The organism is Stenotrophomonas sp. Steno-Z1 (assembly GCF_056393175.1).
This window is the reverse complement of sequence record NZ_JBWJPB010000005.1, coordinates 1-14,748: the sequence shown is the minus strand read 5'-3', so window position 1 is coordinate 14,748 and position 14,748 is coordinate 1. Positions and strand designations below refer to the sequence as shown.

12 protein-coding genes are annotated in these 14,748 nt (G+C 68.7%); 6 read left to right on the top strand and 6 right to left on the bottom strand.

Annotated features, from left to right (window positions below; translation table 11 throughout):
* Positions 1-251 precede the first annotated feature (251 nt).
* Both glyS and glyQ read right to left on the bottom strand, forming a co-directional pair.
* The gene (gene glyS, locus AC06FD_RS14040; protein WP_449334735.1) at positions 252-2,348 is read right to left on the bottom strand and encodes a glycine--tRNA ligase subunit beta; all 2,097 of its coding nucleotides are present in this window, start codon (positions 2,346-2,348) and stop codon (positions 252-254) included.
* On the bottom strand, positions 2,345-3,256 hold the full coding sequence (gene glyQ / locus AC06FD_RS14035) for a glycine--tRNA ligase subunit alpha (RefSeq protein WP_259209335.1): 912 nt from the start codon (positions 3,254-3,256) through the stop codon (positions 2,345-2,347). The genes glyS and glyQ overlap by 4 nt, the downstream gene beginning before the upstream one ends.
* A gap of 117 nt (positions 3,257-3,373) precedes the next feature.
* Here glyQ and AC06FD_RS14030 point away from each other — a divergent pair, with 117 nt between their 5' ends.
* From AC06FD_RS14030 to AC06FD_RS14020, 3 genes are all read left to right on the top strand, one after another.
* Positions 3,374-5,224 (top strand): GspE/PulE family protein, encoded by a 1,851-nt coding sequence (locus AC06FD_RS14030; protein WP_259209333.1) that lies wholly within the window; start codon positions 3,374-3,376, stop codon positions 5,222-5,224.
* Positions 5,196-5,915 carry a glutamine amidotransferase gene (locus AC06FD_RS14025; RefSeq protein ID WP_259209330.1) on the top strand — a complete coding sequence of 240 codons (720 nt, stop codon included), beginning with the start codon at positions 5,196-5,198 and terminating at the stop codon, positions 5,913-5,915. The genes AC06FD_RS14030 and AC06FD_RS14025 overlap by 29 nt, the downstream gene beginning before the upstream one ends.
* A gap of 128 nt (positions 5,916-6,043) precedes the next feature.
* Positions 6,044-6,949, top strand: a complete 906-nt coding sequence (locus AC06FD_RS14020) for a BPSS1780 family membrane protein (RefSeq protein ID WP_259209328.1) — start codon at positions 6,044-6,046, stop codon at positions 6,947-6,949.
* Between the two features lie 57 nt (positions 6,950-7,006).
* Here the strand turns inward: AC06FD_RS14020 and tatC are convergent, their stop codons facing one another.
* From tatC to AC06FD_RS14000, 4 genes are all read right to left on the bottom strand, one after another.
* Positions 7,007-7,753: a twin-arginine translocase subunit TatC gene (tatC, locus tag AC06FD_RS14015; protein ID WP_259209326.1), complete on the bottom strand. Its 747-nt coding sequence runs from the start codon at positions 7,751-7,753 to the stop codon at positions 7,007-7,009.
* Positions 7,750-8,310 (bottom strand): Sec-independent protein translocase protein TatB, encoded by a 561-nt coding sequence (gene tatB, locus AC06FD_RS14010; protein ID WP_478078143.1) that lies wholly within the window; start codon positions 8,308-8,310, stop codon positions 7,750-7,752. The genes tatC and tatB overlap by 4 nt, the downstream gene beginning before the upstream one ends.
* Before the next feature lie 15 nt (positions 8,311-8,325).
* Positions 8,326-8,553 (bottom strand): Sec-independent protein translocase subunit TatA, encoded by a 228-nt coding sequence (gene tatA, locus AC06FD_RS14005; RefSeq protein WP_259209323.1) that lies wholly within the window; start codon positions 8,551-8,553, stop codon positions 8,326-8,328.
* A gap of 75 nt (positions 8,554-8,628) precedes the next feature.
* The gene (locus AC06FD_RS14000; RefSeq protein ID WP_259209321.1) at positions 8,629-9,519 is read right to left on the bottom strand and encodes a lipid-binding SYLF domain-containing protein; all 891 of its coding nucleotides are present in this window, start codon (positions 9,517-9,519) and stop codon (positions 8,629-8,631) included.
* A gap of 204 nt (positions 9,520-9,723) precedes the next feature.
* Between AC06FD_RS14000 and hemH the strand changes: the two genes are divergently transcribed.
* From hemH to AC06FD_RS13985, 3 genes are all read left to right on the top strand, one after another.
* Complete coding sequence (gene hemH, locus AC06FD_RS13995) at positions 9,724-10,686, top strand: ferrochelatase (RefSeq protein ID WP_478078142.1); 963 nt, start codon at positions 9,724-9,726, stop codon at positions 10,684-10,686.
* Positions 10,683-11,531 (top strand): alpha/beta fold hydrolase, encoded by an 849-nt coding sequence (locus AC06FD_RS13990; RefSeq protein WP_478078140.1) that lies wholly within the window; start codon positions 10,683-10,685, stop codon positions 11,529-11,531. The genes hemH and AC06FD_RS13990 overlap by 4 nt, the downstream gene beginning before the upstream one ends.
* 416 nt (positions 11,532-11,947) lie before the next feature.
* On the top strand, positions 11,948-13,663 hold the full coding sequence (locus AC06FD_RS13985) for a methyl-accepting chemotaxis protein (RefSeq protein WP_478078246.1): 1,716 nt from the start codon (positions 11,948-11,950) through the stop codon (positions 13,661-13,663).
* Positions 13,664-14,748 lie beyond the last annotated feature (1,085 nt).

Below are 14,748 nucleotides of genomic sequence, written 5' to 3'. Positions count from 1 at the left end.
GCATGCGAAATCGGCGTGGCTGTTTCAGAACGGCAGTGAAGGACCCGTTAAAATCGGCCAGAAGACGGCGTGTGACGTTAACTGCCTGATCGATGCCGGCAGGTGGTCGGACAGAACCGTCCGCAACGGTTCGCCCGCCCCTCGCCACGCGGCCCCACGATGCGAGGGACGCCGGAAAAACAGAAGGCGCGAACGGCGTTGGCCATTCGCGCCTTCGGAGGTTCCGCGGGGCAATGGATGCCCCGGCCACCTCAGCTGGACAGATGCTCGATCGCCGCCACGCTGCCCAGGCGGTCGCCCAGGCGCTTGAGCAGGGCCAGGCGATTGCCGCGCAGCGCGGGATCCTCGGCGTTGACCATCACCGCATCGAAGAACGCATCCACCTGCGGGCGCAGGCGCGCCAGCCGGTTCAACACGCTCACATAGTCCTTCTGGTGCAGGCTGGCGTTGCTGTCGTCGATGGCCGCTTCCACCGCTTCGGCCAGCTCGCTCTCGGCCGGCTCGGCCAACAGCGCCGGATCGACCATGCCCGGGATGTCGCCCTCGACCTTGCGCAGGATGTTGCGGATGCGCTTGTTGGCGGCGGCCAGCGCCCCGGCCTCCGGCAACGCCGCGAAGATGCCGATGGCATCGATGCGGCGGTCGACGTCGTACAGCGAGGCCGGCTTCAGTTCGGCCACCGCGTTGAAATGCGTGGCCGGCACGCCCTTGTCGGCGTAGTAGCCGCGCAGGCGGTCGAGGATGAAGTCGTACAGCTCCTGCGGCAGCGCCTCGGTCTTGCGCTCGGCACTGGGCTGCACGCCCGCCGGCAGTCCGGCGATGGCGGTACCGATCAGCGCGCGCAGGTCCAGGTCGAACCCGCTCTCGATGATCGTCCGCGCCAGGCCCAGCGCATTGCGGCGCAGCGCGAACGGGTCCTTGTTGCCGGTCGGCTTCAGGCCCGCGGCAAAGCCGCCGGCCAGCGTGTCCAGGCGCTCGGCGATGGCCAGCACCTTGCCCAGCACCGACAGCGCGATGTCGTCGCCGCCGAAACGCGGCTGGTAGGCCTCGTCGATGGCCAGCGCCACCTCGGGCGATTCACCACCGGTCAGCGCGTAGTGGCGGCCGGCGATGCCCTGCAGCTCCGGGAACTCGTTGACCATGCGCGACTGCAGGTCGTTCTTGGCCAGCACCGCGGCGCGCCGCGCCAGCACCGGATCGGCGCCCACCTGCGGCGCGATCGCCTCGGCCAGCGCCACCACGCGGGCCACCTTGTCGGCCACGCTGCCGAGCTTGGCCTGGTAGGTGACGGTCTTCAGGCCGTCGCCCATCGCGTCCAGGCCCTGCTTGAGGTCTTCGTCGAAGAAGAACTTGGCATCGGAGAAACGCGGACGGATCACCCGCTCGTAGCCCTTGGCCACCTCGGCCACGTCCTTGGATTCGATGTTGGCAATACCGATGAACTTCTCGGTCAGCTTGCCGCCGGCATCCAGCACCGGGAAGAACTTCTGGTTGATCTCCATCGTCTCGATCAGCGCTTCCTGCGGCACCGCCAGGAACTCGCGTTCGAAACTGCACAGCACCGGCGCCGGCCATTCCACCAGGTTGACCACCTGTTCCAGGTTGTCATCGGTAATCCGCGCCTGGCCACCGGCCCGGGCGGCTTCGGCATTGACCTGCTCGACGATGCGCGCGCGGCGCACGTCGGCATCGACCAGCACGAAGGCAGCCTGCAGCGAGCTCACGTAGTCTTCCGGCGAGGACAGCCACACGGTCTTGTCGTGCATGAAGCGATGGCCGCGGCTCATGCGGTCGGCCGTCAGGCCCAGCAGCTCGGCCTCCACGATGTCCTTGCCGTGCAGCAGCACCAGCCAGTGCACCGGCCGGGCGAAGCCGTAGGCATGGCTGCCCCAGCGCATCGGCTTGGGGATCGGCATCGCCGCGATCGCCTCGCGCAGGATCTCCGGCAGCAGCGTCGCGGTGCGCGCGCCCGGGGTGGTGGAGCGGTGCACGAAGCGCTCGCCCTTGGCATCGGAGGTGCGCTCCAGCGCCGTCCACTCGATCCCGGCCTTGGCCGCGAAGCCCTGCAGCGCCTTGGTCGGCTGACCCTCGGCATCCAGCGCGATGTTCAGGTACGGGCCCAGCACTTCGCTGTGCTGTTCCGGTTGTTCGACGGCCACGCCGGGCAACAGCACGGCCAGGCGGCGCGGGGTCGACAGCGGCTTGGCATCGCCCCGTTCGATGGCCACGCCACGCTTGCCCAGGCCGTCCACGACGCCATCGAAGAAGGCCTGGGCCAGGCCCGGCAGCGCCTTCACCGGCAATTCTTCGGTGCCCAGTTCGATCAGCAGCGGCAGCATCGTGCTCATGCCTGCACCTCCTTGGCGGCGACGGCTTCGAGGCGCTTGGCCTCGTACAGCTTGGCCACCGCCTGGGCCAGCGCGCGCACGCGCAGGATGTAGCGCTGGCGCTCGGTCACGCTGATCGCGCGGCGCGCGTCCAGCAGGTTGAAGGCATGGCTGGCCTTGCACACCTGCTCGTAGGCCGGCAGCGGCAGGCCGACGTCGACCAGCGTCTGTGCTTCCTTTTCGCACGCATCGAAACGGTGGAACATTTCCTCCACGTCGGCGTACTCGAAGTTGTAGGTGCTCTGCTCGATCTCGTTCTGCAGGTACACATCACCGTAGGTGACCGGCGTGCCATCCGGACCGTAGGTCCAGACCAGGTCGTAGACGTTGTCGCAGTTCTGCAGGTACATGCACAGGCGCTCGAGGCCGTAGGTGATCTCGCCGAGCACCGGCTTGCACTCCAGGCCGCCGGCCTGCTGGAAGTAGGTGAACTGGGTGACTTCCATGCCATTGAGCCAGACTTCCCAGCCCAGGCCCCAGGCGCCCAGCGTCGGCGATTCCCAGTTGTCCTCGACGAAGCGCAGGTCGTGCACCAGCGGGTCGATGCCCAGCGCCTTGAGCGACTCCAGGTACAGCTGCTGGATGTTGTCCGGGCTCGGCTTCATCGCCACCTGGTACTGGTAGTAACGCTGCAGGCGGTTCGGGTTTTCGCCGTAGCGGCCGTCGGTGGGACGACGCGAGGGCTGCACGTACGCCGCGTTCCAGCTTTCCGGACCGATCGAGCGCAGGAACGTGGCCGGGTGGAAGGTGCCCGCACCGACCTCCAGGTCCAGCGGCTGGATCAGCACGCAGCCCTGCTGCGCCCAATACTGGTTGAGGGTCTGGATCAGGCCTTGGAAAGTGATCGGAACGCTCTTCGTGACGGACATGCGGCGGATTCTTGCCTGCAGGAGGGGTGCGCTAGTATAGCCAGCGACTGCGTTGCCGCCTCCCGGACGGCCCCACCCCATTACTGCGCGCCCGGCGCGCTACGAGGACTTTGGCGGATGGACCAGCGCCCCCCGGACCTTTCCGGCCCTGCCCCCGACCCTGCGGTGGCCGCCCCGGTGCCACTGCCGACCGGCCGCCTCGGCTTCGACCAGGTCGCCACCGCGCTGGTCGCCGACGGCCTGGTCGCCGATGCCGACCTGGAACGGATCCGTTTTTCCGCCCAGGGCGCGCGCAACGCCAGCGAAGTGCATCCGCTGGTCCTGCTGGCCAACCTCAAGCTGACCGCCAGCGGCGGCGGCGAGCTGGGCCTGGAACGGCTGACCGAATGGCTGGCCGAACGTACCGGCAGCCGCTACCTGCGGATCGACCCGACCCGGGTCGACGTCGCCTCGGTCACCGCGCTGGTCTCCCATGCCTACGCCCGCCGCCATCGCTTCCTGCCGCTGGCGGTGGATGGCGAACGCCTGCTGGTGGCCACCAGCGAACCGCTCGCCCAGGAATGGCTGCGCGACCTGCAGCACCTGACCCGGCGCCGGATCGAGCTGGCCATGGTCAACCCGCTCGACCTGCACCGCTACACCATGGAGTTCTTCGGGGTCACCCGCTCGGTGCGCGGTGCCCGCGGCGACGTGCGCGGCGAAACCAACGGCACCCTGCCCAGCTTCGAGCAGCTGGTCGAACTGGGCCGCGCCGGCGACGTCAACGCCGACGACCAGCACATCGTGCACATCGTCGACTGGCTGCTGCAGTACGCCTACGAACAGCGCGCCTCGGACATCCACCTGGAGCCGCGCCGCGACATGGGCCGCATGCGCTTCCGCATCGACGGGGTGCTGCACAAGGTGTTCGAGGTACCACCGGCGGTGATGACCGCCGTGGTCAGCCGGATCAAGGTGCTCGGGCGCATGGACCTGGCCGAACGGCGGCGCCCGCAGGACGGCCGCATCAAGACCCGCTCGCCGGGGGGCCGCGAAGTGGAAATGCGCCTGTCCACCATGCCCACCGCGTTCGGCGAGAAGTGCGTGATGCGCATCTTCGACCCGGATGCGGCGTTCAAGAGCATCGACCAGCTCGGCTTCAGCCCGCAGGAAGCGGCCGGCTGGACCGCCCTGGTCGAGCGCCCGCACGGCATCGTGCTGGTCACCGGCCCGACCGGCTCGGGCAAGACCACCACCCTGTATTCCACGCTCAAGCGCCTGGCCACCCCGGACGTCAACGTCTGCACGGTGGAAGACCCGATCGAGATGATCGCCCCGGAATTCAACCAGATGCAGGTGCAGACCAACATCGACCTGGACTTCGCCAGCGGCGTGCGCACCCTGCTGCGGCAGGACCCGGACATCATCATGATCGGCGAAATCCGCGACCTCGAAACCGCGCAGATGGCGGTGCAGGCCTCGCTCACCGGCCACCTGGTGCTGTCCACCCTGCACACCAACGACGCCCCCTCGGCGATCACCCGCCTGCTCGACCTGGGCGTGCCCCACTACCTGCTGGCCTCCACCCTCAACGGCGTCCTGGCCCAGCGCTTGGTGCGCACCCTGTGCCCCCACTGCAAGGTGCCGCGCCCGCTCAGCGCCGCCCAATGGGCGGTACTTTCTGATGCCGAAGAAGCATTACCTCAGGCACCCACGCCATATGCACCGGCCGGCTGCATCGACTGCCGACGCACCGGTTACCTGGGTCGGGTCGGGCTGTATGAGTTGCTGCCATTGGGCTCGCGCCTGCGCAGCCTGATCCGCGCGGACATGGATCTGGCCGCATTCAACCGGGCTGCGCGTGCTGAAGGGGTGCGAACCCTGCGCCGCGCGGGACTTGAAAAGGTGGCCGCAGGGCTGACTACAATCGAGGAAGTCCTGTCAGTGCTGCCGCCCCCGGATGAATTCCGCCCCGTTCCTGATTCTTGAAACCGGCCAACCCGTCGCCTCGCTGCGCCGCTACGGGCGGTTCCCGCATTGGATCCGCGTGGCCGCCGGGCTGGACGCGGACGAAACGGTGGTGGTGGACGTCGAACATGGGGGTGCCCTGCCCGACCACCGCCACTTCGCCGGCGTGATCGTCACCGGCTCGGCGGCCTACGTCACCGACCGGGCCGAGTGGAGCGAACGCAGCGCGCAGTGGCTGCGCAGCGCCGTCCACGACGAGCGCCCGGTGTTCGGCATCTGCTACGGCCACCAGCTGCTGGCGCATGCCCTCGGCGGCGAGGTGGCCTACAACCCGGCCGGCCGCGAGTCCGGCACCATCGAGCTGGCCCTGGACCCCTCGGCCAGCAGCGACCCGCTGTTCGCCGGCCTGCCCGAGCGTTTCCCGGCCCACGCCACCCACCTGCAGACGGTGCTGCGCGCACCGGACGGGGCGGCGATCCTGGCGCGCTCGGCCCAGGACAACTGCCATGCCTTCCGCTTCGGCCGCCAGGCCTGGGGCGTGCAGTTCCATCCGGAGTTCGCCACCCACCACATGCGCGGCTATGTACGCGCCCGCGCCGAGTGCATCCGCAGCCACGGCGGCTGCGCGCGCAGCGTCGCCCGCGGGGTCAGCGCCGCGCCGTTGGCGCGGCAGTTGCTGCGCCGTTTCGTGCGTCAGGCGCGCAACGCCTGAGCCGCGCGCCGGGTGTGCCGATGGCGTGTCCCGGCCAACCCACCCGGCCTTCAGGTGCCGCGCACGGAAAACAGGGATAATCCAAAGGATTCGGGGCCAACAGGCCCCTTCCCCTGTTCCGGAATGGTATGAGCGAGATTCGCAAGCTGCCCGCCTCTGCGGGCGCCCAATGGCTGCTGGACGCGTTTTCCGTGTATGGCCGAGCCCCCATGCAGTTGGCGGTGCTTGGCGTGATCGGCATGCTGGTCAGCTCGTTGATCCTGGTGCTGGCGCAGATGCTGCCCGGCTGGCTCGGCGTGCTGGTGCAGCTGCTGTCGCTCGCGGTCGGGCCGCTGGTGTTCGGCGGCATGTTGTGGGCGGTGGGCGAAATCGACCGTGGCAACCGCGCCGTGCCCAACCACCTGCTGCAGCCGATCCGCGATCGCCGCGTCACCCACCTGCTGGTGCCGCTGGCCATCCAGCTGATCGCGGTGATCGCGCTGGGCACCCTGCTGTTGGCCCTGGTCGGTACCCAAGGCCTGGCCGCCTCCAGCGAGATGCTGCAGAAGCTGCAGGAACTGCAGCAATCCACGGCCCAGCCCAGCAACGATCAGATCATGGCCGTGATGGCCGATGTGCCGGTCAAGCGCATCCTGCTGTGGATGGTGATCGCGTTCGCCGCGTTCGTGGCGCTGAGCATGGCCATGTTCACCCAGCCGGCGCTGGTCGTGTTCGACCGCCAGAGCGGCATGCATGCGCTGCGCATGAGCCTGCAGGGCTGCCTGGAGAACTTCGGCGCGATGGCGGTGTTCATGGTGCTCGGCCTGATCGCCACGCTGTGCATCTACTTCCTGGTGTTCGTGCTGATGCAGGTGGCGCTGCTGGTCGGCGGCATGGGTGCGGCGACGTTCGTGATGCAGCTGGCGGTGGCCACGGTGATCATGCCGCTGTATGTCGGTGCCGTGTACGCTGCCTGGAAGCAGATGTTCGCGCACCGCGGCCGCACCCCGCCGCCCCCGGCACCGGGTGGCCCAGGCAACGTGTTCGCGGCCTGATGCGCCAACAAAAAAACCCCGGCCAAGGCCGGGGTTTTTTGTTGTTGACGCGGCCCGTCACCCGGCCGGCTTCACCACCGAGGAGGGCACCAGCCACCTGGCCGCGTGGATCCCCAGCTCGTAAAGCACGCACATCGGGATTGCCAGCAACAGCTGCGACACCACATCCGGCGGCGTCAGCACCGCCGCCACGATGAAGATACCCACCACCGCATAGCCGCGGCTGTCCTTGAACTGCTGCGGCGTCACCCAGCCCAGCAGCACCAGGATCACCATCGCCACCGGCAGCTCGAAGCTGCTGCCGAACGCGAAGAAGATCGCCAGCACGAAGTCCAGGTAGGCGTTGGCATCGGGGGTGATCGCGATCACCTCCGGGCGGAAGGTGGTCAGGAAGTGGAACACCGCCGGCAACACCAGGAAGTAGGCGAACGCGCAGCCCAGGTAGAACAGCAGCACCGACGACACCAGCAGCGGCACCGCCAGGCGTTTTTCACGCGCGTACAGCCCCGGCGCCACGAACGACCACAGCTGGTACAGCAGCCATGGCACCGCCACGAACACAGCCACGAAGAAGGTCAGCTTGAGCGGTGCGAAGAAGGCACCGGCCGGATTGGTCGCAATCATCGTCTGCCCGTTGGGCAGCTGCGAAATCAGCGGTTCGGCCAGCCACGTATAGATCGTGCGCGAAAACGGCAGCAACAGCAGCAGCACCACCAGCAGGCCGATGATCGCGCGCACCAGGCGCGCACGCAGCTCGATCAGATGCTCCACCAGCGAGCTTTCCGGATACTCGTGGTCGCTCATCGCGGCGCCTCGTTGCCCGGCGACGGCGGTTCGGCCGCTGCGTCGTCGGTGTGCGGCAGTCGCACGGGGTCCGGCGCGACCGGTGCCGGGGTCGCGCGCGGCGAGGTGCCATCGATACCCGGCGGCGCCATCGCGTCACGCGGCGGCGTCTGGGCGTCGGCCGCATCCGGCGCCACCACGTGCTGGGCAACACTGGCCGGCGAACCCGGCGCCGGGCCGGTCATCACCGGTTCGTCGCTGGCCGCAGCCGCCACCGCATCGCCGTGGCGTGCCACGTCCTGGCGCATCATCTCGGCCTCGCGGCGCACCGCTTCGCCACTGGCGCGCAGCTGTGCCTCGGTGTCCTGCACGGACGACTGCACGTCGCGGAACTGGCGCTTGATCTCATCGGCGTGCAGTTCGCGCTCCAGCTCCTGCTTCACCGAATCCCACTGGTTGCGCGCACGGCGCACCCACAACCCGGCAAAGCGCGCCGCCTTGGGCAGGCGCTCGGGGCCGAGCACGACCAGGGCCACCACCGCGATGACCAGCAGTTCACTGAAACCGATATCGAACACGCCGATCCGTCCCGATCAACGCGGGTCGCGGTCGTGCTCGGTCTGCGACGTCGTCGTCGAGTCCTGCGGACGCGAGCTGTCGCCGAGCTGCGCGTTCGGCTTGTCCTCGTCGCGCATGCCCTTCTTGAATTCCTTGACGGCGCTGCCAAGGTCCTTGGCGCCGCTGGTCAGTTTCTTGGTGCCGAACACCAGCAGAACGATGACCAGCACGACCAACCAATGCCAGATGCTGAAACTGCCCATGAGCGGCTCGCGTTACGTAGTGATCAGACGGTTGAGCATAGCGCACCGGCCATGGGCCGGCGCGCGTGACGAAAGTCAGTTGCCGTCCAGCGATTCAGTGCGGACCTCGCCCTCACCCACCGACTGGAAACCCTGCTGCGGCGCCGGCTGGGCCGGGGTCGGCTGCAGCGGTGCGGTGGTCGCCCCACCCACCGGGGCCTGTTCAGTCACGGGCGCGGCAACCGGGGCGGCCTGGCGTGCCGCCGGGGGCGGCGCCGTGCCGGCGGTACCGCGCTTCTCGCGAGCCGTATAGGTGGCTTCTTCCAGGCGATCACGGAAGGCCACCACGTCGATCGACGGCGGTTCGCCCATGCGACCTTCGAACACCATGCGGGGCGTGGTGTTGGTGCCGTAGGCATCCAGGTTGGCCGCATCATCGATCTGCAGCACCGCGCCATCCAGCGCCACGCCGGCAAACAGGCCGCGCGCCCGCGACCACGACCAGATCTCGGCCTTCAGCTGGCCATCGGTGGCGGCCGCGGCATTGCGGCCGACCGGGCCAGCGGCCACGCCGGCATCGGCGCCGAGGGTGAACTTGCCGTTGACCAGATTGTCCAGGCTGCGGTCATTGCGGAACACCAGCACCACGTCCGAGGACTGCACGCCGGCCTGGAAGCCGATGCTGCCCCCGGTGAGCTTCACGAAGACCGGGTTGGACCAGCTCCCGTCGGGGTTCTTGACCGACATCAGGCCATGGCCACGGCGCCCGCCAATCACCAGGCCTGCCTTGATCGTGTCGGGAATGACCACGATCGCGCGGCCTTCATCCAGCAACTTGTCCGGAATGCCCTGCTCGGGGATCTCCTGGATTTCATTGAGCACCCGCACCGCGTTGCGGGCGCGCTGGTCTTCCTGCGGCCCGGCCATCGCCTGGGAGGACAGCATCAGGCTGGCGGAGATCAACAGTGCAAGGCTAAGGCGGCGCATGGTGGGCTCCAGAAGTCGATTCATACAAAGATAAAGCAAGTCGGCGCGGGCAACGTCGCGCAAGGGCGATCAATATGCTTTCCCGACGTTAGAAGCACGCCGATGAATCGGCAATGAGTGATACCGCCTATGGATATGCGAAACACATGACATCCATTGGTTGATTCCATCCCGTCAATCGCGCAGACCTGCGAGAATGGCCCCATGCTCGACGCACCCGACACCGCCGTGCTGGCGGTCAATCTAGGCACGCCCGAGACGCCAACCGCCCCGGCGGTGCGTCGCTACCTGGCTGAATTCCTCAGCGATCGCCGCGTGGTCGCGATCCCGCCGATCCTGTGGAAACCCCTGCTGTACGGGCTGATCCTGCCGCTGCGCAGCGGCCGCTCGGCGGCCAAGTACGCCCAGGTCTGGCTGCCCGATGGGTCGCCGCTGATGGTGTACACGCGTCGGCTGGCCGAGGCCATGCAGGCCCTGATGCCCAACCTGCGGGTGCGCCATGCGATGCGCTACGGCACCCCTGCCCTGACCGCCGAGCTGGACCGGCTGGCGGCCGAGGGCATCCATCGGATCGTGGTGCTGCCGCTGTATCCGCAGTACTCCACCACCACCACCGCCTCGATCGAAGACCAGGTCCGCGATTGGCAGCCGCGCCATCCGGGCGTCACGGTCACTCTGGTGCGCGATTACGCGGTCGATCCGGACTGGGTGGAGGCGGTAGCCGAGAGCATCCGCCAGTGGTGGGCCGAACACGGTCGCGGCGAGCAGCTGGTGTTCTCCTTCCATGGCATCCCGCAGCGGCTGGCTGACGCCGGCGATCCCTATCCGCAGCGTTGCCAGGCCAGTGCGCAGGCGATCGCGCAGGCGCTCGGGCTGCCCGACGACGCCTGGCGCCTTACCTACCAGTCGCGCTTCGGCCGCGAAAAGTGGCTGCAGCCCTATGCCGAGCCCACCCTCTGGGCGATGGCCGAAAGCGGCGTGCGCCGGATCGACGTGGTGTGCCCCGGGTTTGCCACCGACTGCCTGGAAACCCTGGAGGAAGTCGCGCTGGGGTTCACCGAGACCGTGGCCGAACGTGGCGCGCAGATGCGCTACATCCCCTGCCTCAATGATGCCCCCGGACACGCGCTGGCCTTGTCGCGGCTGAGCATCGCGGCGTTGGCATGACCCTGCAGCCGTTCTCCATGACGGTGGGCGGCTTCGTTGCCGCCGGGCTGCGCGCCGCCAACCCGGGCGGGCGGCGCGTCCTGGCCCTGCACGGCTGGCTCGACAACGCGGCCAGCTTCGTGCCGCTGGCCGCGCAGTTGCCGGGCCTGGACCTGGTCGCGCTCGACCTGCCTGGCCATGGCCACAGCGCGCACCTGCCCGCCGGCACCCAATACAACACCCCCGGTGCAATCTGCCACGTACTCGACGTGGCCGATGCGCTGGGCTGGGATCGCTTCACCCTGCTCGGCCACTCGATGGGGGCCGGCATCGCCAGCCTCACCGCCGCTGCCGCGCCGGAGCGGGTGGAGCGGCTGGTGGCCATCGAAGCGCTGGGTGGCCTGCGCGGCCCGGAGGATGAAACCGCCACGCGCCTGCGCGAGCACGTACGTGCCGCCCGCGCGTTGCCGGGAAAGAACCTGCGCGTGTTTGCCGACCTGGCCGCGCCGATCCGCGCCCGCATGATGACCAATCAGCTCAGCGAGGCGTGCGCGCGCCTGCTGGTCGAGCGTGGGGTCAAGCCGGTGGAAGGCGGGTACAGCTGGTGCAGCGACCCGCGCCTGATGCTGCCCACGGCGATGCGCCTGAGCGAAGCGCAGATCGACGATCTGCTCGCCGCCATCGAGTGCCCCACCCAGGTGATCTATGCCACGCCAGCGCAGTCCTACTATCCCGAGCCGCTGCGCAGCCAGCGCATCGGCCTGCTGCGCGATGGCCGGCTGGCGGTGTTTCCCGGCACGCATCACCTGCACATGGAACATCCGCAGCGCGTCGGCGACGTGATCAACGCGTTCCTCGCCGACTGAGCCCATCGGTCGCGAGGTACTGCGACAACCTGACGCACTCAATTTCCACGCGATTGGACCGATACCGATAAGGCAGGACGATGTCTTCGTCCTGTGCCGTCGCATGCTCCGCCGCCGCGAAGCCGCGCACCACCCCAAGGCTTCAGGGAACGTCGTCGCAATGCCGTGTTGGCCGTGCCACCGCCCACAGGACCGGGCCATGCCGGCGGTGCTCCGTACCGTCGCCGCGGCCACGTGCGCCGCGCGCCGCCCCCCCATCTTCCGCATCCTCGCAGCGCCCACCGTATCGGTGACCGGCGCTCCCCCGGCCTGTCCGCATCGCTGCGCGATGGGCTTTTCCGCCTGTTTCTGACCCCGGAGTCGTCATGTCTGCCCATCCGCTCGCCCCGTCACGCCCGCCCGATCCCGTCCGCGCCATGCAGCCATCGGTCGTCCGCCACACGGCGCATACCCTGCTCTGCATCGCCGCCGCGCTGCTGCTGGCCATCACCGGCGGTGCCGCCGTCTGGCAGTCACAGCCGTGGTTGTTGCTGCCGCTGGCACTGGCCGCGGTGGTGCTGAGCATCCTGGGCGCACGCCTGCGCCGGGACGCCCAGAAGGTGCAGCGCGAGCTACGCCGCGCCGAAAGCGACGCGCGTGCCCGCGCCGACGTGCATGCAGGGGCCGCCGCGGGGCACGCCGAGAACGCGCAGATCCGCCAGGCGCTGGACGTGTCGCGCACCGCGATGATGATCGCCGACAACGACCACGTCATCCGCTACGTCAACCAGTCCGTGGTGACCTTGCTGCGCAACCAGCAGGTCAGCCTGCGCGAGGCCTTCCCGGACTTCGACGCCGAGCGCCTGGTCGGCAGCAGCATCCATCGCTTCCACGTGGACCCCGACCGCATCCGCGCCATCCTCAACACGCTGCAGCAGGTGCATCACGGTCGCGTGCGGATCGGTCCGGTGCATTTCGCCCAGGTGGTGACGCCGGTGTTCGACGCGGCCGGCGCGCGCCTGGGCTTCGCGGTGGAATGGCATGACCGTACCCAGGAGCTGCAGCTGGAGACGGCGGTGGCCGACATCGTGGCCGCTGCCACCCGGGGCGACCTGGACCAGCGCCTGCCGACCGCCAACGCGGGCACCAGCTTCCTCGACGGCCTGACCGGCGGCATCAACCACTTGCTGGAGAGCGTCGGCGGCACCGTCGGCGAGATCCGTCGCGTCCTGTCCGCCCTGGCCCAGGGCGACCTGGACCAGCGCATGCAGGGCCAGTTCGACGGCGCGTTCGCCGCCATGCAGCGCGACGCCAATGCGACCGCGGCGCAGCTCACCGCCATGGTCGAGCGCATCAAGCAGTGCACCGGTGCCATCTCACTGGCGGCTGGCGAGATCGCCACCGGCAACAGCGACCTCTCCGAGCGCACCGAACGCCAGGCCGCGCACCTGGAGGAAACCGCCGCCTCGATGGAGGAACTCACCTCCACCGTGCGCCAGAATGCCGAGCACGCACGCCAGGCCACTGCGCTGGCGCAGGGCGCGCAGGACGTGGCCAGTCGCGGCAGCGACGTGGTCGGGCGCGTGGTCACCACCATGGAGGCCATCCAGGCCGCGTCGCGGCGGATCGGCGACATCACCGGCGTGATCGACGGTATCGCCTTCCAGACGAATATTCTCGCCCTCAATGCCGCCGTCGAAGCCGCGCGTGCCGGCGAGCAGGGCCGGGGCTTTGCGGTGGTGGCCAGCGAGGTACGTACCCTGGCGCAACGCTCGGCCGACGCCGCCAAGGAGATCAAGGCCTTGATCGACGCCTCGGTGCTGCAGGTCGCCGATGGGGCGCGCCTGGCGCACGATGCGGGCAGCACCATGACCGAGATCGTCGGCAGCGTGTCCGCGGTCAGCGGGATCATGGCCGAGATCTCCTCGGCCTCGCAGGAGCAGGCCAGCGGCATCGACCAGGTCAACCAGACCGTGGCACAGATGGATGACGCTACCCAGCAGAATGCGGCACTGGTGGAGGAAGCCAGCGCGGCCGCGCGCCTGCTGGAGGAACAGGCCGCCGAACTGACCGAGGCGGTGGCCGTGTTCCGGCACGCGCAGCAGGCGCCACCGGGCGCGCGGCTGCGCCAGGCGCAGGCCGTGCCGGCCTGACACTGCGGCATCGGAAGTGCGGCAGGTCATTGCTGCACGGCTGACAGACGAACGGCGCCCGCAAGGGCGCCGTTTTTCTGCGTGCGTGCAGCAAAGGCCTTCTCGGGATGAGGATGCGGGTCCGGGCCGAACTGCATGCCTTGGCAGCGTCGCATCCTGATCGATCGCCGGAGAGGCCCATGCGTCGACGCGGTCGCAGGCAGGATCGGGGGCGGAGTGTGAAACGACCGTGCCGGGTAGTCCCGAGCCATGCTCGGCAGCCCAGGTGGGTTCATTCCTCGCGATCGGGTAGTGCCGAGCCATGCTCGGCAGCTCAGGTGAGTTCATTCCTCGCGATCGGGTAGTGCCGAGCCATGCTCGGCAACCCAGGTGAGTTCATTTCCCGCGATCGGGTAGTGCCGAGCCATGCTCGGCAGCCCAGGTGAGTTCATTTCCCGCGATCGGGGTAGTGCCGAGCCATGCTCGGCACCGCAGCGGTGGGGATCATGCAGAGGTGTCGGGACAGCAGCCGAGCATGGCTCGGCTCTACCGAGGCGGGAATACGCGGAACCGACGCCAGGAGCGCGGCGAACCTCAGGTGAGCCGATTCCCCGCAGTGCGGTAGTGCCGAGCCATGCTCGGCACCGCAGCGGTGGGGATCATGCACAGGTGTGGGGAAAGCAGCCGAGCATGGCTCGGCTCTACCGAGGCGGGAACACGCGGAACCGACGCCGGGAGCGTGGCGAAACTCAGGTGAGCCGATTCCCCGCAGTCAGGTAGCGCCGAGCCATGCTCGGCACCGCAGCGTTGGGGATCATGCACAGGTGTCGGGAAAGCAGCCGAGCATGGCTCGGCTCTACCGAGGCAGGGATACGCGGAACCGACACCGGGAGCGGAGCGCGCCATGCGTCGCACCTCAGGTGAACGCATTCCCTTCGGCCCGGTAGTGCCGAGCCATGCTCGGCACCGTAGCGGTGGGGATCGTGCACCGGTGTCGTGAAAGCAGCCGAGCATGGCTCGGCTCTACCGAGGCAGGGACACGCTGAAGCGACGCCGGGACTGTGCCGAGACAGGAACACGATCGACGCCGGGAAGACGCACAAAGA

What these genes read in the sequence shown, in the direction of transcription:
- glyS (WP_449334735.1), bottom strand. Translation starts at nt 2,348, where the DNA reads ATGAGCACGATGCTGCCGCTGCTGATCGAACTGGGCACCGAAGAATTG.
- glyQ (WP_259209335.1), bottom strand. Translation starts at nt 3,256, where the DNA reads ATGTCCGTCACGAAGAGCGTTCCGATCACTTTCCAAGGCCTGATCCAG.
- AC06FD_RS14030 (WP_259209333.1), top strand. Translation starts at nt 3,374, where the DNA reads ATGGACCAGCGCCCCCCGGACCTTTCCGGCCCTGCCCCCGACCCTGCG.
- AC06FD_RS14025 (WP_259209330.1), top strand. Translation starts at nt 5,196, where the DNA reads ATGAATTCCGCCCCGTTCCTGATTCTTGAAACCGGCCAACCCGTCGCC.
- AC06FD_RS14020 (WP_259209328.1), top strand. Translation starts at nt 6,044, where the DNA reads ATGAGCGAGATTCGCAAGCTGCCCGCCTCTGCGGGCGCCCAATGGCTG.
- tatC (WP_259209326.1), bottom strand. Translation starts at nt 7,753, where the DNA reads ATGAGCGACCACGAGTATCCGGAAAGCTCGCTGGTGGAGCATCTGATC.
- tatA (WP_259209323.1), bottom strand. Translation starts at nt 8,553, where the DNA reads ATGGGCAGTTTCAGCATCTGGCATTGGTTGGTCGTGCTGGTCATCGTT.
- AC06FD_RS14000 (WP_259209321.1), bottom strand. Translation starts at nt 9,519, where the DNA reads ATGCGCCGCCTTAGCCTTGCACTGTTGATCTCCGCCAGCCTGATGCTG.
- hemH (WP_478078142.1), top strand. Translation starts at nt 9,724, where the DNA reads ATGCTCGACGCACCCGACACCGCCGTGCTGGCGGTCAATCTAGGCACG.
- AC06FD_RS13990 (WP_478078140.1), top strand. Translation starts at nt 10,683, where the DNA reads ATGACCCTGCAGCCGTTCTCCATGACGGTGGGCGGCTTCGTTGCCGCC.
- AC06FD_RS13985 (WP_478078246.1), top strand. Translation starts at nt 11,948, where the DNA reads ATGCAGCCATCGGTCGTCCGCCACACGGCGCATACCCTGCTCTGCATC.